17 protein-coding genes are annotated in these 17,230 nt (G+C 60.9%); 15 read left to right on the top strand and 2 right to left on the bottom strand.

Annotated elements, in window-relative coordinates; genetic code table 11:
- Window positions 1–114: 114 nt before the first annotated feature.
- From iolE to QZH45_RS18295, 12 genes are all read left to right on the top strand, one after another.
- Entirely contained in the window at window positions 115–1,008 is an 894-nt protein-coding gene (gene iolE / locus QZH45_RS18350) for a myo-inosose-2 dehydratase (protein WP_024780056.1), read from the top strand.
- Window positions 1,005–1,814: a 5-deoxy-glucuronate isomerase gene (iolB, locus tag QZH45_RS18345; RefSeq protein WP_024780055.1), complete on the top strand. Its 810-nt coding sequence runs from the start codon at window positions 1,005–1,007 to the stop codon at window positions 1,812–1,814. Before iolE ends, iolB begins: the two co-directional genes overlap by 4 nt.
- 59 nt (window positions 1,815–1,873) lie before the next feature.
- Window positions 1,874–2,695: a TIM barrel protein gene (locus QZH45_RS18340; protein ID WP_024780054.1), complete on the top strand. Its 822-nt coding sequence runs from the start codon at window positions 1,874–1,876 to the stop codon at window positions 2,693–2,695.
- A gap of 145 nt (window positions 2,696–2,840) precedes the next feature.
- Complete coding sequence (iolD, locus tag QZH45_RS18335; protein ID WP_024780053.1) at window positions 2,841–4,772, top strand: 3D-(3,5/4)-trihydroxycyclohexane-1,2-dione acylhydrolase (decyclizing); 1,932 nt, start codon at window positions 2,841–2,843, stop codon at window positions 4,770–4,772.
- Window positions 4,773–4,802: 30 nt separating this feature from the next.
- Window positions 4,803–5,813: a Gfo/Idh/MocA family protein gene (locus QZH45_RS18330; RefSeq protein ID WP_024780052.1), complete on the top strand. Its 1,011-nt coding sequence runs from the start codon at window positions 4,803–4,805 to the stop codon at window positions 5,811–5,813.
- A 207-nt stretch (window positions 5,814–6,020) separates the two neighbouring features.
- The gene (locus QZH45_RS18325) at window positions 6,021–7,073 is read left to right on the top strand and encodes a Gfo/Idh/MocA family protein (protein WP_069018273.1); all 1,053 of its coding nucleotides are present in this window, start codon (window positions 6,021–6,023) and stop codon (window positions 7,071–7,073) included.
- A 141-nt stretch (window positions 7,074–7,214) separates the two neighbouring features.
- Window positions 7,215–7,367, top strand: a complete 153-nt coding sequence (locus tag QZH45_RS18320) for a hypothetical protein (protein ID WP_167355715.1) — start codon at window positions 7,215–7,217, stop codon at window positions 7,365–7,367.
- A 53-nt stretch (window positions 7,368–7,420) separates the two neighbouring features.
- Entirely contained in the window at window positions 7,421–8,347 is a 927-nt protein-coding gene (locus QZH45_RS18315) for a sugar ABC transporter substrate-binding protein (RefSeq protein WP_055135827.1), read from the top strand.
- Window positions 8,348–8,427: 80 nt separating this feature from the next.
- Window positions 8,428–9,981 carry a sugar ABC transporter ATP-binding protein gene (locus tag QZH45_RS18310; protein ID WP_053191076.1) on the top strand — a complete coding sequence of 518 codons (1,554 nt, stop codon included), beginning with the start codon at window positions 8,428–8,430 and terminating at the stop codon, window positions 9,979–9,981.
- Between the two features lie 151 nt (window positions 9,982–10,132).
- Window positions 10,133–11,155 carry an ABC transporter permease gene (locus QZH45_RS18305; protein WP_024780048.1) on the top strand — a complete coding sequence of 341 codons (1,023 nt, stop codon included), beginning with the start codon at window positions 10,133–10,135 and terminating at the stop codon, window positions 11,153–11,155.
- Window positions 11,156–11,481: 326 nt separating this feature from the next.
- On the top strand, window positions 11,482–11,886 hold the full coding sequence (locus tag QZH45_RS18300; RefSeq protein WP_024780047.1) for a TraR/DksA family transcriptional regulator: 405 nt from the start codon (window positions 11,482–11,484) through the stop codon (window positions 11,884–11,886).
- Window positions 11,887–12,085: 199 nt separating this feature from the next.
- Window positions 12,086–13,693 carry a methyl-accepting chemotaxis protein gene (locus tag QZH45_RS18295; protein ID WP_055136819.1) on the top strand — a complete coding sequence of 536 codons (1,608 nt, stop codon included), beginning with the start codon at window positions 12,086–12,088 and terminating at the stop codon, window positions 13,691–13,693.
- A 197-nt stretch (window positions 13,694–13,890) separates the two neighbouring features.
- On the opposite strand, the gene QZH45_RS18290 is transcribed toward QZH45_RS18295, so the two are convergent.
- Both QZH45_RS18290 and QZH45_RS18285 read right to left on the bottom strand, forming a co-directional pair.
- Entirely contained in the window at window positions 13,891–14,127 is a 237-nt protein-coding gene (locus QZH45_RS18290; RefSeq protein WP_024780045.1) for a DUF2789 family protein, read from the bottom strand.
- Window positions 14,128–14,209: 82 nt separating this feature from the next.
- The gene (locus QZH45_RS18285) at window positions 14,210–14,458 is read right to left on the bottom strand and encodes a hypothetical protein (RefSeq protein ID WP_152980118.1); all 249 of its coding nucleotides are present in this window, start codon (window positions 14,456–14,458) and stop codon (window positions 14,210–14,212) included.
- A gap of 407 nt (window positions 14,459–14,865) precedes the next feature.
- On the opposite strand from QZH45_RS18285, the gene QZH45_RS18280 reads away from it, so the two are divergent.
- The 3 genes from QZH45_RS18280 to QZH45_RS18270 all read left to right on the top strand — a co-directional run bounded on the left by QZH45_RS18280 (window position 14,866) and on the right by QZH45_RS18270 (window position 17,204).
- Window positions 14,866–15,336 carry a hypothetical protein gene (locus tag QZH45_RS18280; RefSeq protein WP_055135826.1) on the top strand — a complete coding sequence of 157 codons (471 nt, stop codon included), beginning with the start codon at window positions 14,866–14,868 and terminating at the stop codon, window positions 15,334–15,336.
- A gap of 244 nt (window positions 15,337–15,580) precedes the next feature.
- The gene (locus QZH45_RS18275) at window positions 15,581–16,591 is read left to right on the top strand and encodes an ABC transporter substrate-binding protein (RefSeq protein WP_024780043.1); all 1,011 of its coding nucleotides are present in this window, start codon (window positions 15,581–15,583) and stop codon (window positions 16,589–16,591) included.
- 175 nt (window positions 16,592–16,766) lie between these two features.
- The gene (locus QZH45_RS18270; protein WP_024780042.1) at window positions 16,767–17,204 is read left to right on the top strand and encodes a DUF3995 domain-containing protein; all 438 of its coding nucleotides are present in this window, start codon (window positions 16,767–16,769) and stop codon (window positions 17,202–17,204) included.
- Window positions 17,205–17,230: the final 26 nt, after the last annotated feature.

Raw genomic sequence — 17,230 nt, 5'->3', positions numbered from 1 at the left:
CGGACTAACTGTTGAGCATCAGTCGCCTGAAAGACCGCTATCGCGAGCAGGCTCGCTCCCACAAGGTTCTGCGCAGCTTTCAATTGCTATGTAAAAACAATAAAAGGTGCAGCCATGCCCGCTATTCGAATTGGTATCAACCCGATTTCCTGGAGCAACGACGACTTGCCGTCCCTGGGCGGGGAGACGCCGTTGAGCACCGCGCTGAGCGAAGGCAAGGCCATCGGCTACGAGGGTTTCGAGCTCAATGGCAAGTTTCCCAAGGACGCCAAGGGCGTTGGCGATGTGCTGCGCCCCTACGACCTGGCACTGGTGTCCGGTTGGTACTCCAGTCGCCTGGCACGGCGCTCGGCGGCCGAGGAGATCGACGCGATTGCCGCCCACGTCCAGTTGCTGGCGCAGAACGGTGCAACAGTGCTGGTCTATGGCGAAGTCGCCGACTCGATCCAGGGCCAGCGCATTCCCCTGATCGAGCGGCCGCGTTTCCACACCGACGACGCCTGGCAGGCTTATGCCGACAAGCTGACCGAACTGGCACGTTTCACCTTGTCCCAAGGCGTGCGACTGGCGTATCACCACCACATGGGGGCCTACGTCGAATCGCCCTCGGACATCGACAAACTGATGGCCTTGACCGGCAGTGAGGTCGGCCTGTTGTTCGATTCCGGCCACTGCTACATGGGCGGCGGCGAGCCGTTGCAGGTGTTGCGCAAGCACATCGAGCGGGTCTGTCATGTGCACTTCAAGGATGTGCGCAAACCGGTGGTACAACTGGCGCGCAACCATCTCTGGAGCTTCCCGGACTGCATCGTCAATGGCACCTTCACTGTGCCGGGGGACGGCGACATCGATTTCGCCGCGTTGCTGGACGTCCTGCTGGCCGCCGATTACCAGGGCTGGCTGGTGGTGGAAGCCGAGCAGGATCCGGCCGTGGCGCCGAGTTATGCCTACGCCAAAAAGGGTTACGACACCTTGCGCGCCTTGCTGCAGGAAAGGAGTTCGTCATGAGTCTGTTGATCAAGAGCCAGTCCAGTGGTCGGACCATGGTCCAACTGCCCCAGGGCGAGCTGGAATACGTCGGGTTCGCGGCCTACCGCTTGAGCCTCGGCGAAACCCTGCCGGTGGCTGCCGGCGACAAGGAGTTGTGCCTGGTGCTGCTCAGTGGCCGCATCAGCCTCAAGGGCGAAGCGCCGGGGCAGGGCAGCTTCGCCTGGGACAACCTCGGCGATCGCCAGTCGGTGTTCGAGGATAAATCGCCCTACGCCGCCTACCTGCCGCCCGGCAGCCAGGCCCAGGTGATCGCCCTGAGCGACGTACAGGTCGCCGTCTGTAGCGCGCCGGGCTCCAGCCTGAACGATTACGGCCCACGGCTGATCCGTCCCGACAGCATGAAGCGCAGCGTGCGCGGGAAAGGGGCGAATACCCGGTATGTCTGCGACATCCTGCCGGACAGCGAACCGGCCCACTCGTTGCTGGTGGTGGAAGTGCGCACACCGTCGGGTCATTCGTCGAGCTATCCACCCCACAAGCACGACACCGACGATCTGCCGCACCAGAGTTTCCTGGAGGAAACCTACTATCACCAGGTCAGTCCTTCCCAGGGTTTCGTGTTCCAGAGGGTCTACACCGACGACCGCAGTATCGACCAGGCCATGGCCGTGGAGAGCGGCGACCTGGTGGTGGTACCCAAGGGCTACCACCCGGTCAGCGTGCCCTACGGGTACGAGTCGTATTACCTGAACGTCATGGCCGGCCCGAAGCGGGTCTGGCAGTTCCATAACGATCCGCAGCACAGTTGGTTACTGGATCTCTGAGCACTGTTTGCTGCCCGCTCACCCAAGCCGTTTCGTATGGACACTGGAGGGATAACAAGATGAATAAGCCCCTGCGTTTTGCCTTGAACCGAATGGTTGCCCCGCGCCTGGCGTTGCCCGAATTCATCGATCTGGCCTTGGCCTTGAAAACTGATGCCATCGAGATCCGCAACGATCTTGAAGGCGTCGAGATCGAGAACGGCATGGCGCCTGTTCGCGTGCGCGAGTTGTGCGAAGAGCGGGGCATCAAGGTGCTGTCGATCAACGCCCTCTATCCTTTCGATGTGTGGAACGATGAGCGTCGCGGCCAGGCGTTGAGGCTGGCCGACTATGCGCGCGAATGTGGCGCCGAGGGCCTGGTCATGTGCCCGCTCAATGATCGTGCCGACCCGCGTAGCGAGGCCGAGCGCGGGGAGGGGCTGCGCACGGCGCTCAGCGAACTGGCGCCGATTCTGCGAGCCTTTGGTATCTACGGCTTCATCGAGCCCCTGGGGTTCGAGGAATGCTCGTTGCGCCGCAAGGGGGCGGCGGTGGAAGCGATCAAGGCCATCGGCGGGCTGGATGTATTCCGCCTGGTGCACGATACCTTTCACCACCATCTGGCGGGTGAACAGGCGTTCTTCCCCGAACTGACCGGGCTGGTGCACATCTCCGGCGTGGAAGATGCCCAAGTGCCGTTGGCGACGATCCGCGACGGCCACCGGGTGTTGGTGGGCAAGGCCGACATCCTCGGCAACGCCGCACAGATCGAGGCGCTACGGGCTGGTGGCTACGAAGGTTACTTGTCCTTCGAACCGTTCGCCGAGAGCGTGCATGAACTGGCCGATATCCGCCAGGCGTTGGGGGCGAGCATGAGCCATCTGCAGAACTCCCAGGCCTGACACGCCTCTCAAAAATGATGAGCCCCCTTGTGGGAGCGAGCCTGCTCGCGAAAGCGATCTCACATTCGACAGTGATGTTGTCTGATACACCGCTTCGCGAGCAGGCTCGCTCCCACAGGGATCGCATTCCAGACAAGGTGCAAGCATGTCCACAACACGACTGACCATGGCCCAGGCCCTGGTGAAATTCCTCGATAACCAGTACGTCGAGGTCGACGGTGTCCAGAGCAAGTTCGTCGCCGGAGTCTTTACCATTTTCGGCCATGGCAATGTGCTGGGCCTGGGCCAGGCGCTAGAGCAGGACAGCGGCGACCTGGTGGTCCATCAAGGCCGCAACGAGCAGGGCATGGCCCACGCCGCCATTGGCTTCGCCAAACAGAACCTGCGCCGCAAGATCTACGCCTGCACTTCATCGGTCGGTCCTGGCGCCGCGAACATGTTGACGGCGGCGGCCACGGCGACGGCCAATCGCATTCCATTGCTGCTGTTGCCCGGCGATGTCTACGCCAGTCGTCAACCGGACCCGGTGTTGCAGCAGATCGAGCAGTTCCACGACCTGAGCATCAGCACCAACGATGCGTTCAAGGCAGTGAGCAAATACTGGGACCGGATCAACCGTCCCGAACAGTTGATGAGCGCCGCGATCCACGCTATGCGCGTGCTCACCGATCCGGCCGAAACCGGCGCGGTGACCCTGGCGTTGCCTCAGGATGTGCAAGCCGAAGCCTATGACTACCCGGACTACTTCCTGGCAAGACGCGTGCATCGCATCGACCGCCGTCCGGCCACCGAGGCAATGCTCGAGGACGCCCTGGCCCTGCTCAAGGGCAAGCGCCAGCCGCTGATCATCTGTGGCGGTGGAGTAAAGTACGCCGGCGCCAACCGCGCATTGCAAGCCTTTGCCGAACGCTTCGACATTCCTTTTGCCGAGACCCAGGCCGGCAAGAGCGCGGTGGTCTCCAGCCATCCGCTGAACGTCGGCGGTGTTGGCGAAACCGGTTGCCTGGCGGCGAATCTGCTGGCCAAGGAAGCGGACCTGATCATCGGCATCGGTACTCGCTACAGCGACTTCACCACCGGCTCCAAATGGTTGTTCCAGCATCCGGATGTGCAATTCCTCAACCTCAATATCAGCCCATGCGACGCACTGAAACTCGACGGCGTGCAACTGCTGGCCGATGCCCGCGCGGGGCTGGACGCGCTGTCCGCCGCCATGGGGGATTATCGTGCCGAATGGGGCGGGCGGATTGCCGATGCCAAGGGGCAACTGGAGGCTGAGGTGGACCGGGTCTACCAGGCCGATTATCAGGTCGAGGGGTTCGTCCCGGAAATCGATGACGGCATGGACCCGGCAGTGTTTCGCGAGTTCATCGAGCTTACCGGCTCCTGCCTGACCCAGAGTCGGGTATTGGGCACGCTCAACGAGGCCTTGGCGGATGACGCGATCATCGTCGCCGCCGCCGGCAGCCTGCCCGGTGACCTGCAGCGCAGTTGGCGCAGCAAGGGCGTGAATACCTACCACCTCGAATACGGCTATTCCTGCATGGGGTACGAGGTGAATGCGGCGCTGGGGGTGAAACTCGCCGAGCCTGATAAAGAGGTGTACGCCCTGGTGGGTGACGGCTCCTACATGATGCTGCATTCGGAGCTGGCGACCTCGATCCAGGAGCGGCGCAAGATCAACGTGGTGCTGCTGGACAACATGACCTTCGGCTGCATCAACAACTTGCAGATGGGGAACGGCATGGACAGTTTCGGCACCGAGTTCCGCTTTCGCAACCCCGACACCGGCAAGCTCGACGGCGGCTTCGTGCCGGTGGATTTCGCCATGAGCGCGGCGGCCTACGGCTGCAAGACCTACAAGGTGAAGACCCTCGACGAACTGCTCGCGGCCCTGGCGGACGCACGACTGCAAACGGTCTCGACCCTGATCGATATCAAAGTCCTGCCCAAGACCATGATCCACGGCTACCTGTCGTGGTGGCGGGTCGGTGTGGCGCAAGTCTCCACCAGCGCCCGGACCAATGCGGTCGCCAAGGCCCTCAATGAACGACTGGCCCAGGCCCGTCAGTACTGATTTGCCCCAACCCTACATAAGGAGTTCTACATGTCTTTGAAGCTGGGCGTCATTGGCACCGGGGCCATCGGCCAGGACCATATCCGTCGTTGCAGCCAGACCTTGCTCAACAGCCAGGTGGTGGCGGTGACCGACATCAATCTGGCCCAGGCGGCGAAAGTGGTGGCCGACCTGAAGCTGACCGCCGAGGTCTATCCCGATGGACACGCATTGATCAAGGCACCGGAGGTCGAAGCGATCCTGGTCACGTCCTGGGGACCTAGTCATGAGGAGTTCGTGCTGGCGGCGATTGCTGCCGGCAAACCGGTGTTCTGTGAGAAGCCCTTGGCGGTCACTGCACAAGGCTGCCGCCGGATCGTCGAGGCCGAGGTGGTCCATGGCAAGCGACTGGTGCAGGTCGGCTTCATGCGTCCGTACGATGAAGGCTATCGGGCGCTCAAGGCGGTGATCGACAGCGGCCAGATCGGCGAACCCCTGATGCTGCATTGTGCCCACCGCAACCCCAGCGTGGGTGAGAACTACAAGACTGACATGGCGATCACCGACACCTTGATCCATGAGTTGGACGTGTTGCGTTGGCTGCTGGCGGACGACTACGTGTCGGTGCAAGTGGTCTTCCCCCGCAAGACCAGCAAGGCCCTGGCCCACCTGCGCGATCCCCAGATCGTCCTGCTGGAAACCGCCAGGGGCACGCGCATCGACGTGGAAGTGTTCGTCAACTGCCAGTACGGCTATGACATCCAATGCGAGGTGGTGGGGGAGACCGGCATCGCCAAGTTGCCGGAACCGTCCCAGGTACAGTTGCGCAGCGGCGCCAAGCTGTCCAATGCCATCCTGATGGACTGGAAGGATCGCTTCATCGCCGCCTATGACGTCGAGTTGCAGGCCTTTATCGACGGCGTTCGCGCCGGGCAGGTGGGCGGCCCTTCGGCGTGGGATGGTTTCGCGGCGGCGGTGGCGGCGGATGCCTGCATCGAGGCGCAGGGCAGTGGGCAGATCGTCAAGGTGCAACTGCCCGAGCGCCCGCGTTTCTACGGCTGATGGTGGTTCCTGTGGGAGCGGGCTTGCTCGCGAAGACGGTGTGTCAGGCGACATCATTCTACGGTTGATGGTTGTCCCTGTGGGAGCCGAGCTTGCTCGCGATGGCGGTAGTTCAGTCAGCATCGATGCCATCTGATCCGACGCTATCGCGAGCAAGCTCGGCTCCCACAACGAGCGCGTCCACTCAACGATCTATAAGGAGCTTTCATGCGAATCGGACTGGTGGGCTACGGCAAGGGTGGACGGTTTTTTCATGCGCCGCTGATCAGCAGTTTGCCGGGGGCGACGTTCGTGGGTGTGGTGACCCGGTCCGCCGAGCGCCGCCAACAACTGGCGACCGAACATCCCGATGTCCAGGCTTTCGACACACTGGAGCAACTGGTGGCGGTCGGCGTCGACGCGGTGGTGGTTTCCACACCGCTGGACGGTCGCCCGGCCGTGGTAATGGAGGCCATCGAGCGGGGCGTGGCGGTGGTCAGCGACAAACCGTTCGCCGCTGATGCCGCGCAGGCCGAGGCGATGGTGCTGGCTGCCGAGCGACGCAACGTGCCGCTGTGTGTGTACCAGAACCGGCGCTGGGACTCGGACTTCCTGACCGTGCGTAAATTGTTGGCGTCCGGTGTCCTGGGACAGGTCCTGCGGTTCGAGTCCAGTGTCGAGCGTTATTCGCCGACATCGGTGGGCAAGGGCAGCGGTGGCGGATTCCTGCGTGACCTGGGCAGTCATCTGGTGGACCAGGCGTTGCAGCTGTTCGGGCCGGTGGTGCGGATCTACGCCGAACTGGACTATCGGCAGCCAGGTCAGGTTTTCGACAATGGCTTCTTTATCTCCCTGACCCATGCCAACGGCGTGGTGTCGCACTTGAATGGCAGCTGCCTGCAGAACGCGCCGCGCCCACGGTTCCGGGTCAGTGGTTCCGAGGGGTGTTATACCGTCGAGGGCCTGGACGGGCAGGAAGCCCAGGCTCTGGCCGGTTTGAGCCCGGCGACGGAGGGCGAGCGCTGGGGGACCGAAGAGCATCGACGCTGGGGCTGGTTCGAGCACGGCGCCGAGCGTGAGCGGGTGACGTCGGAGCGAGGTTGCTGGATTGAGTTCTATCAGCGCCTGCAAATCGCATTGCAGGGAGCTGGCCCGCTGCCAGTCCAACCCCGTGATGCACTGGCGACTACCCGTCTGCTGGACGCTGCCCGGCAGAGCGCGGAACGCCATGAAGTGGTGGTGTTAGCCACGCCCATCGGCCATGGAACAAAAAACGAATAAAATTCTAAAATTTGTTGATATGGAAAAAATTTTCCAATAAAGTCTTTTCCAGGTTACCGACATCCTGTTCCCGCTTGTGCACCGGCTTCTTAAACAAGCGGCGGACTCAACAAAAACAAGAAACACAGCCAGGTACCGTCGATGAAAACCTTCAGCCGCTCTGCGTTTCACCTGTCACGTCTGCTGCGCTTGTCCGCAGCCCTTCCGCTGTTCGAATCCCTGTGCATCCAGCGCAACGGCGCCGTGGTGTGTTGCATGCCCGGTGCGCCCATCGTGCGTTTGCCCCGTTCCTGAGTTCCGACACGCCTTATCCATAAAACCAACAAGAATGTGGAGAAAGACCGTTCATGAAGACCAAGACCCGTATCGCCTCGTTGGCTCTGTCGTTGATGCTTGCCAGCGGCGCTGCCCTGGCGGACCTGAAGATCGGGGTCAGCATGTCGCAGTTCGACGACACCTGGCTGACTTACTTGCGTGAATCCATGGACAAGAAAGCCAAGTCCATGCCGGATGGCGTCAGCCTGCAGTTCGAAGACGCACGCAGTGATGTGGTCAAGCAACTGAGCCAGGTTGAAAGTTTCATCAGTCAGAAGGTCGACGCGATCATCGTCAACCCGGTGGACACCGCTGCGACCCAGCGCATCACCAAGGCCGCCGTGGCCGCGGGCATTCCACTGGTCTACGTCAACCGTCGTCCCGATGACCTGAAGCTGCCGGCTGGCGTGGTGACCGTTGCCTCCGATGACCTGGAAGCCGGCCGGATGCAGATGCAATACCTGGCCGACAAAATGGGTGGCAAGGGCGACATCGTGATCCTGTTGGGAGACCTGGCCAACAACTCCACCACCAACCGCACCAAGGGCGTCAAGGAAGTGCTCGCCAAATACCCGAACATCAAGATCGAACAGGAACAGACTGGTACCTGGTCCAGAGACAAGGGCATGACTCTGGTCAACGACTGGCTGACCCAGGGGCGTGAGTTCAACGCCGTGGTGGCGAACAACGACGAGATGGCCATCGGCGCGTCCATGGCGCTCAAAGGTGCCGGCAAGGAGAAGGGCAGCGTACTGATTGCCGGGGTCGACGGCACGCCGGATGGCCTGAACGCCGTGAAGAAGGGCGACATGGCGGTCTCGGTGTTCCAGGATGCCAAGGGCCAGGCCGACGGTTCGATCGACACGGCGGTGAAGATGATCAAGAAGCAGCCGGTGGAGCAATCCGTGTGGGTGCCATATCGGCTGATCACGCCGGAAAACGTCGACCAGTTCAAGTAACGTTCCACGCACCAGCGGTCCGACCACAACAATAAGCAGGCAAGGACGCCACGCCGACCTTGCCGAGGGAGTACCTGACCATGTTTGCCTCAGCGATAGCTTCGAGCGCCCCGGCAATGAATGTCCCGCCGGGCGTACTACCTGACGAACCGTATCTGCTGGAAGTCGTCAATGTCAGCAAGGGATTTCCCGGCGTGGTGGCCTTGTCCGACGTGCAGTTGCGGGTACGCCCCGGTTCAGTCCTGGCCTTGATGGGCGAAAACGGCGCGGGTAAATCCACCCTGATGAAGATCATCGCCGGCATCTACCAGCCGGACGCCGGTGAACTGCGCCTGAGGGGCAAACCGATCACATTCGACACGCCCCTGGCGGCGTTGCAGGCCGGCATTGCGATGATCCATCAGGAACTGAACCTGATGCCTCACATGAGCATCGCCGAAAACATCTGGATCGGTCGCGAGCAGCTCAATGGCCTGCACATGATCGACCACGGGGAGATGCACCGTTGCACCGCCAGGTTGCTGGAGCGCCTGCGGATCAACCTCGACCCCGAGGAGCAGGTGGGCAACCTGAGCATTGCCGAGCGGCAGATGGTGGAAATCGCTAAGGCGGTGTCCTATGACTCCGACATCCTGATCATGGACGAACCGACATCGGCCATCACTGAAACGGAAGTTGCCCACCTGTTTTCGATCATTGCCGACCTCAAGGCCCAGGGTAAGGGCATCATCTATATCACCCATAAAATGAACGAAGTGTTCGCCATCGCCGATGAAGTGGCGGTGTTTCGCGACGGCAACTACATCGGTCTGCAGCGGGCCGACAGCATGGACGGCGACAGTCTGATTTCGATGATGGTCGGCCGGGAATTGAGCCAGCTGTTTCCGGAACGGGAAAAACCCATTGGCGAGTTGGTGTTGTCGGTGCGCGACCTGAGCCTGGATGGCATCTTCAAGGGGGTCTCCTTCGATCTTCATGCCGGGGAGATTCTCGGCATCGCCGGGCTGATGGGCTCGGGACGGACCAACGTAGCCGAAGCGATTTTCGGCGTCACGCCCAGTACCGGTGGTGAGATTTTGCTGGACGGCCAACCGGTGCGCATCAGCGATCCGCACATGGCGATCGAGAAGGGTTTCGCCTTGCTGACCGAGGATCGCAAGCTCAGTGGACTGTTCCCCTGCCTGTCGGTGTTGGAAAACATGGAAATGGCCGTGCTGCCCCATTACGTCGGCAACGGCTTCATCCAGCAGAAGGCCTTGCGCGCGCTGTGCGAAGACATGTGCAAGAAGCTGCGGGTCAAGACCCCGTCCCTGGAGCAATGCATCGACACCCTGTCCGGTGGCAATCAACAGAAGGCGCTGCTGGCCCGCTGGCTGATGACCAACCCGCGGATCCTGATCCTCGACGAGCCGACCCGTGGCATCGATGTTGGGGCCAAGGCCGAGATTTACCGGCTCATTGCCTACCTCGCCGGCGAGGGCATGGCGGTCATCATGATCTCCTCCGAACTGCCGGAAGTGCTGGGCATGAGCGACCGGGTCCTGGTGATGCACGAAGGTGACCTGATGGGCACCCTCGACCGGAGCGAAGCGACCCAGGAGCGGGTCATGCAGCTGGCCTCGGGGCTGTCCTGAGGTCGCAAAGCCGAGCGATAAGCCCGTGGCGAGGGAGCTTGCTCCCGCTGGGCCGGTCCGACGCCTCGGGCGCGGCAGACCCAAACACAGGGCCGCATCGTGCCCGAGCGGGGGGCAAGGTCCCTCGCAACTGATAAAAAGGTGGATGGCAATGAACGCAATACTGGAAAACAAACCCGCGGCCGCACCGGCCAGGACACGTCGGCGGCTGCCGACGGAGCTGAGTATCTTCCTGGTGCTGATCGGCATTGGCCTGGTGTTCGAGTTGTTCGGCTGGATCATGCGCGACCAGAGTTTCCTGATGAATTCCCAACGCTTGGTTCTGATGATCCTGCAAGTGTCGATTATTGGTCTGCTGGCCATAGGTGTGACCCAGGTCATCATTACCACCGGTATCGACCTGTCGTCCGGTTCCGTGCTGGCGTTGTCGGCCATGATCGCCGCCAGCCTGGCCCAGACCTCGGATTTTGCCCGTGCCGTGTTTCCTTCCCTTACCGATCTACCGGTATGGATACCGGTGGTGGCGGGGTTGGGCGTGGGGCTGCTGGCCGGAGCAATCAACGGCAGCATCATCGCTATCACCGGTATCCCGCCTTTTATTGCCACGCTCGGCATGATGGTGTCGGCCCGTGGCCTGGCGCGTTACTACACCGAAGGCCAGCCGGTGAGCATGTTGTCGGATTCCTACACTGCCATCGGTCATGGCGCGATGCCGGTGGTCATCTTCCTGGTGGTGGCGATGATTTTCCATATCGCCCTGCGCTACACCAAGTACGGCAAATACACCTACGCCATCGGCGGCAACATGCAGGCGGCGCGTACCTCGGGAATCAACGTCAAGCGGCATCTGGTCATCGTCTACAGCATCGCCGGGTTGCTGGCGGGGCTTGCCGGGGTGGTGGCCTCGGCGCGGGCCGCGACCGGGCAGGCCGGCATGGGCATGTCCTATGAGCTGGACGCGATTGCCGCGGCGGTGATCGGCGGCACCAGCCTGGCCGGTGGAGTGGGGCGCATCACCGGGACGGTGATCGGGGCGCTGATCCTCGGCGTCATGGCCAGCGGCTTCACATTCGTCGGCGTCGATGCGTACATCCAGGACATCATCAAGGGGCTGATCATTGTGGTAGCGGTGGTCATCGATCAGTACCGCAACAAGCGCAAGCTCAAGCGTTAACGATCACCGTGCTGCGACAAAGCGCCACGCCTGATCCGCGTGGCGTTGCCATTTGTCTTCTTAATACAGCCATCGCAGCGAATTTCTTGTTATAAACGCACTCCGATGATCGCCAGAAGCCTGTCAGAGAACATTTGAAGGGGTTGTCGGACATTTTCCCATGTTTTCGGTTGCTGAGGCCTCGACTCGGCCTTAGACTGCCGCCCCTCGTAAATTGAGTGCCGGGTGGCGCTTGGAATAGACGGCGCCTTCCTGACGAGCGTGGCAGCTGCGCTGCGGGACGCTCCATAATTCGCCTTAATGCACGTTTTTTTATAGAGATATCAATGACAAAGGAAAAGTTGCTGGCCATGCCGGCGGATGACTACATGAACGCCGAGCAGCTGGCTTTCTTCACCAAGCTGTTGCAGAACATGAAAGTCGAAACCCACGAGCGCATCGAACAGAACCGAATCGCCATTGAGAGCCTGGACTCCCCGGCTGACCCGGCCGACGCTGCTTCCGTAGAAGAAGAGCGCACTTGGCTGGTCAACGCCATCGATCGTGACCAGCGCATGCTGCCCCAGCTGGAGCAGGCCCTGGATCGCATCAACGATGAAAGCTTCGGCTGGTGCGACGACAGCGGCGAGCCGATCGGCCTCAAGCGCCTGCTGATCAGCCCGACCACCAAGTACTGCATCGAAGCCCAGGAACGTCACGAGCAGATCGACAAGCACCAGCGTCAGGCCTGATCGCTACCTGCCATTCGAGATACCGAAGGCTGTACAGACCTTGTGACGAGGGCGCTTGCTCCCGCCAGGCCGGGTAACAGCCCTCGAAACTCATCACACCTGCGTTGATCTGCTGCAAGAACGCGACTAATGGACCATGGATAATGGCTCTGTAGTGGCGTTTAATGCTGGCATAACAACGAGAAGTGTGGTGACGAACATGGCGACAGACGGATCTCTGGCGGCGGTGCCTGCCTCGGTATCGGCTACAAAAAGCACGGCGCGCTGGCTTACGCCGACCTTGCAGAGTCTTGCCCTGACCTTGCTCTTGTGCGGCATGGTGCTGGGAGGCTGGTCGCTATACCTGGGCCTGCCCCTGGCGATGCTGATCGTCTGGTTGCCGCGCCTGCGCTCGCGCCTGGTCACCGCGCCCGAGCCCTTGTCGAATTCCGGCTCACTGGCCGAGCTGACCCGTGACCTGTCCTACACCACCAGTCATAACGCGTTGTCGGCCGCCGGCGTCGCCTATTCGGTCAGGCAACTGGCCGGCAAAGTCCAGTCACAACTCGATGCGGCAGCGCAGATCGTCAGCAATGCAGAGGCGATGATCGTCACCGAACAGGCCACTTCCCAACTCAGCCAGCAAGCCCTGGGCGCTGCCAGCGAAGCCCATCGCAGCAGCGTTGCCGGGCGCAGCGAACTGGTGGAGTCCATCAGCCGCATGCACCAGCTCAGCCAGCGGGCAAACGACAGCCGCGAGTTGATCGAGGCTTTGAGCGTGCGCAGCGACGAGATCCAGCGGGTCAGCCTGGTGATTCAGTCGATTGCCAGCCAGACCAACCTGCTGGCGCTGAACGCGGCCATCGAGGCGGCACGGGCCGGGGAGCATGGCCGCGGGTTCGCCGTGGTTGCCGATGAAGTCCGTGGCCTGGCGGGCCGCACGGCTGCAGCGACCGGTGAAGTTGGGGTCATGGTGGCCGACATCCAGCAGCGCACCACCCAGGTGGTTGAACAGATTCGTCAGTTGGCCGCAGATCTGGACAGCGGTGTGCAGCAGGTCGAGCACACGGGCCAGCACCTTGAGAACATTGCCCGGCTCGCCGCAGGTGTCGAAACCCAGGTCAGTTCCATTGCCCAGGGCACCGACACCAACCGAGAACAACTCGACAGCTTGTTCCACGCCATCGAGCAGATGCGCAGCGATCTGTCCATCAGCGACCAGCAGACCCAACGCCTGGCCGAGGCGGCTGTGCAGATGGAGGGCCAGGCGGAAACCATCAGCGAGCGCCTGGCCGAGGTGGGGCTCGACGATTATCACCAGCGGGTCTATGACCTGGCCCGTGAAGGCGCGAGCCAGATCGCCGCGCAATTCGAGGCGGATGTCGATCAAGGACGTATCAGCCTGGAGGATCTGTTCGATCGTAACTACCAAGCCATTCCCGATACTCATCCAGCCAAGTTCCAGACCCGTTTCGACCGTTATACCGACCAGGTCCTGCCGGCCATCCAGGAGCCTTTGCTTGCTCGGCATGAGGGGCTGGTGTTTGCGATTGCCTGCACCCAACAGGGGTACGTGCCAACCCACAACAAAGTCTTCAGCCAGCCGTTGACCGGAGATCCAGCCGTCGACACGCTGAACAACCGTACCAAGCGCAAGTTCTCCGATCGCACAGGGATTCGATGTGGCAGCCACCAGCAGCCGGTGCTGTTGCAGACCTATACCCGCGACACGGGCGAGCTGATGCATGACCTGTCCGTGCCCATCATGATCAAGGGCCGGCACTGGGGTGGGTTGCGGTTGGGCTATAAGCCCGAGAAGCCGCGATAGGTTTCCATTTGGATAGAGCAGGCTCACCGCTGATCGCGAGCAGGCTCGCTCCCACAGGGGATTTGTGGTGTTCGCGGATCTTGCGGCCACCGAAGGCCACTGTGGGAGCGAGCCTGCTCGCGATAGCGGTGGACCAGCTTGCATCGATACCGGGAAGTGCCACCGCCATCGCGAGCAAGCCCGGATGCCTTGAACCGCTATTTGCCGTCGTGCAGACGCACGTTCAATTGATCCACCAACACCGCTTCTTCGCCATCGGCGAGCAGCCATTCCCGTAGCAGGTCCTTCTGCTGATCCGACCAGAAATCGGCTTCTACCAGTTTTGTCTCCGGGTCCAGAGGGTGTGCCGCGATGAAGCTGTCGATGGCTTTGTCGTCCGAGGACAGGCCCAGCTGATCGAACAGGGTCTTGAGTTCGTGGGAAGGCTGTTCCATGGGGGTTCTCCTTTGGGCATGCGCCGTCATGGCGCTTCGGTTGCGTCCCTCTATCTGAGGCAAGCGAGCGTCAGGAGTTCGATTATTGCTGTGTTCCGGCATTTCTCTCGAGATGCCTGGCCAGGTAGCAGGCTTCGTTATGATCAGTGCGGAAACCTCTCACACGTCCAGTCGATGTTTCTTCAATATGGAAAAAACATTTGCCGGCCAGGACGACCCGATAACGCGGTTGAATCAACGAAACCGGCAGGTAGTCGATCCCGTCAAAGGCGTCATAGCGGTTGACGATGCGAGGTGTGATGGGGTTGGTAAAGGTTGTGAAAGTGCCCATGTGAAGTCCTTTTCTATGGTTTACCGACGAATTGGCAGGTATTTCAAGTAGTCTCCGCACCTCCGGCTGCTCTAGAATCAACAGCGCTGAGTGGACGGTTGCGCCTATCTAAAGCAATTTTTTTTAGGCTCGATGTCAGAAAAATGCTTTTTTAAGTGAGAATTTTCCCTAAAGTTAGTAGTCCCACCTTTTCCGATGCTCAGAGTGGCTATTTCCTTCAGCTTCTGACGACCTCCTGGAAAAGACGGCGAGAGTGACAATCCTTTAGTCTTCTCTCGCCCCGGGACAGGGTGCGCCGTTCACTTCGAATTTCAGTTACAGGTCCATTGCCACACTACAGTCGGCACGGGTTCTCGTGGTCCGTCCTTTCTGCGGAACGGGCCGTTTTCAAAGATGGGGATGTTTCCTTGGCAGTAAGTAATCTCGACACGCATGCGTTATTTGTACTGGGTGATCTTCGGGCGAAACTGGTCAAATTGTTCCAGTCACGTTTCGTCTACATCACCGAGCAGACCGCCGAAGGTATCTACGTCGCCGAAATCGACGCCGAGTCGGCCCTTGTGGTCGATGACAAGCCCCGGCTGGAGCTCAAGGTGGGCGACCATTTTCGCGCGGCGGTATTGCCAAGTCGCGAGGGGGGAAAGTTTGAGATCAGGTTTCGCGAAATCAAGCTGACGGTCTATGGAATTGGGGACTATGCATTTGTAACGACCCCGGGCGGTCAGGCCATTCTGTTCAAGGAAGGCCACAGCGTGGTGACGGTGTATGCGGCGAACGAACAACTGCAAGAAGGTTTGACCAAGATCCTCAAGGCAGTCACCGCCAAAGCCGCGAAATGGCGCAAGGGCGAACTGGTGACCTTCAAGGCCAGCGAGTGATACCCGGGGAAGTCGAGTCGGGGGCCTGCAGTTGGCCGTTTGCCGAAATGATGGATTACCGGCTTTCTTCGCAGACTGACAAGCCGCTTCGCGAGCAGGCTTGCACTCACAGTTGCGGTTCGCACCCAGGCGGCGACCGTTTTGCTGGAACCTCGGCTAAAGTCAGTTGACTGAGTTATTCAGGGACTTGCGTTCGGTTACGCAGGACCGTTCAGCTATTGCTGTCTGGTATGAGGAACATCGCATGAAACGCGTTCGACAGTGGCTGGCTGCCTGGGCCACCTGCGCTGTATTGGCTTCATCATTTCCCGCATCGGCTGCTTCAGCACCGATCCACTTCGCCGACCTGAACTGGGAAAGCGGCAGCCTGATCACCGATATCCTGCGGATCATCGTCGAAAAAGGCTACGGCCTGAAAACCGACACCTTGCCGGGTACCACCATCACCCTGGAAACCGCGCTGGCCAATAACGACATACAGGTCATCGGCGAAGAGTGGGCCGGTCGCAGTCCGGTGTGGGTCAAGGCCGAAGCCGAAGGCAAGGTGATCGCCCTGGGCGATACGGTCAAGGGCGCGACGGAAGGTTGGTGGGTGCCGGAATACGTGATCAAGGGCGATCCCGCCAAGGGCATCAAACCGCTGGCGCCGGACCTTCGCAGCGTCAGCGACCTGGCGCGCTACAAGCATGTGTTCAAGGATCCGGAGAGTCCCGACAAGGGGCGCTTCCTCAACAGCCCCATCGGCTGGACATCCGAGGTCGTCAACAAGCAGAAGCTCAAGGCGTATGGCCTGACCGACAGCTATGTGAATTTCCGCAGTGGCTCCGGGGCGGCGCTGGACGCGGAAATCACCTCGTCGATTCGCCGCGGCAAACCGATCCTGTTCTATTACTGGTCACCCACGCCGCTACTCGGGCGATTCAAACTGGTGCAACTGCAAGAGCCGCCCTTCGATGCCGAGGCCTGGAAAACCCTGACCGACGCCGACAATCCCAACCCCAGGCCGACCCGCTCGCTGGCGTCGAAGCTGTCGATCGGCGTTTCGGCGCCGTTCCAGAAACAGCATCCGGACATTGCCGAATTCTTCAGCAAGGTCGACCTGCCGATCGATCCGCTGAACAAGGCCCTGGCCGAGATGAGCGAAAAGCGTACGCCGCCCCGCGAGGCTGCCGAGGCTTTCCTCAAGGCCCATCCCCAGGTGTGGCAGGCCTGGCTGCCCAGCGAAGTGGCGGACAAGGTCTCTGCGGGCCTCTAGTGGCCCGTATGGCAGACTCGAGCACTCAACCTGACCGTACAGACCACCAGGACCGGTTTGAACACTTGATCCCGAGCAATGTGTCATCCGCTGGAAGCGGGCAATCTGTGCTCGTCCTGCGAAATGCCAAATTCGAGCTAGGATGATTGTTCAACCTGTTCCAGGAGGCTGGCGAATGACGCTTTTATTGGCACGAACGCTGGTCGCTGTGTTTGCGACCATCAGTTTGATTCATTTGTACTGGGCCTTGGGTGGACGCTGGGCGGCCCAGGCGGTGGTACCCCAGGTTCCGGTCAAGCAGGGGGATATCCTGCGACCGGCGTTCGACCCCTCAGGCTGGTTGACCCTGTTGGTGGCCCTGGCGCTGCTGTTCATAGCCGTGCTGGTGAGCCTGCGAGGCGGCCTGTTGGCGCCGCCTGTCACCCATCGAGCGCTGCAGTGGCTGATCAGTGCGATTGCCTTGCTGATGTTCGCCCGGGCCATTGGCGAGTCGAACCTGGTGGGCTTCTTCAAGGAGTTCAAGGAGTCGACCTTCGCCCGGCTCGACACCTGGGTCTATTCCCCGTTGTGCGTTGTGCTGGGTGCCGGCTTGTTGGCGGTGGCCTGGGCCTGAAACACAGCATCACCGTTGTGCCCAGG

This window comes from Pseudomonas corrugata (assembly GCF_050920615.1).
Lineage (GTDB): Bacteria > Pseudomonadota > Gammaproteobacteria > Pseudomonadales > Pseudomonadaceae > Aquipseudomonas > Aquipseudomonas corrugata.
Note: the sequence above shows the minus strand (reverse complement) of the source record. Positions and strands in the feature narration are given on the sequence as shown.

Excerpts from the sequence above, each read along its gene's own strand:
- QZH45_RS18290 (WP_024780045.1), bottom strand. The coding sequence starts at position 14,127 with ATGGAACAGCCTTCCCACGAACTCAAGACCCTGTTCGATCAGCTGGGC.
- QZH45_RS18315 (WP_055135827.1), top strand. The coding sequence starts at position 7,421 with ATGAAGACCAAGACCCGTATCGCCTCGTTGGCTCTGTCGTTGATGCTT.
- QZH45_RS18305 (WP_024780048.1), top strand. The coding sequence starts at position 10,133 with ATGAACGCAATACTGGAAAACAAACCCGCGGCCGCACCGGCCAGGACA.
- iolE (WP_024780056.1), top strand. The coding sequence starts at position 115 with ATGCCCGCTATTCGAATTGGTATCAACCCGATTTCCTGGAGCAACGAC.
- iolD (WP_024780053.1), top strand. The coding sequence starts at position 2,841 with ATGTCCACAACACGACTGACCATGGCCCAGGCCCTGGTGAAATTCCTC.
- QZH45_RS18270 (WP_024780042.1), top strand. The coding sequence starts at position 16,767 with ATGACGCTTTTATTGGCACGAACGCTGGTCGCTGTGTTTGCGACCATC.
- QZH45_RS18320 (WP_167355715.1), top strand. The coding sequence starts at position 7,215 with ATGAAAACCTTCAGCCGCTCTGCGTTTCACCTGTCACGTCTGCTGCGC.
- QZH45_RS18340 (WP_024780054.1), top strand. The coding sequence starts at position 1,874 with ATGAATAAGCCCCTGCGTTTTGCCTTGAACCGAATGGTTGCCCCGCGC.
- QZH45_RS18300 (WP_024780047.1), top strand. The coding sequence starts at position 11,482 with ATGACAAAGGAAAAGTTGCTGGCCATGCCGGCGGATGACTACATGAAC.
- QZH45_RS18285 (WP_152980118.1), bottom strand. The coding sequence starts at position 14,458 with ATGGGCACTTTCACAACCTTTACCAACCCCATCACACCTCGCATCGTC.
- QZH45_RS18275 (WP_024780043.1), top strand. The coding sequence starts at position 15,581 with ATGAAACGCGTTCGACAGTGGCTGGCTGCCTGGGCCACCTGCGCTGTA.
- iolB (WP_024780055.1), top strand. The coding sequence starts at position 1,005 with ATGAGTCTGTTGATCAAGAGCCAGTCCAGTGGTCGGACCATGGTCCAA.
- QZH45_RS18310 (WP_053191076.1), top strand. The coding sequence starts at position 8,428 with ATGTTTGCCTCAGCGATAGCTTCGAGCGCCCCGGCAATGAATGTCCCG.
- QZH45_RS18330 (WP_024780052.1), top strand. The coding sequence starts at position 4,803 with ATGTCTTTGAAGCTGGGCGTCATTGGCACCGGGGCCATCGGCCAGGAC.
- QZH45_RS18325 (WP_069018273.1), top strand. The coding sequence starts at position 6,021 with ATGCGAATCGGACTGGTGGGCTACGGCAAGGGTGGACGGTTTTTTCAT.
- QZH45_RS18295 (WP_055136819.1), top strand. The coding sequence starts at position 12,086 with ATGGCGACAGACGGATCTCTGGCGGCGGTGCCTGCCTCGGTATCGGCT.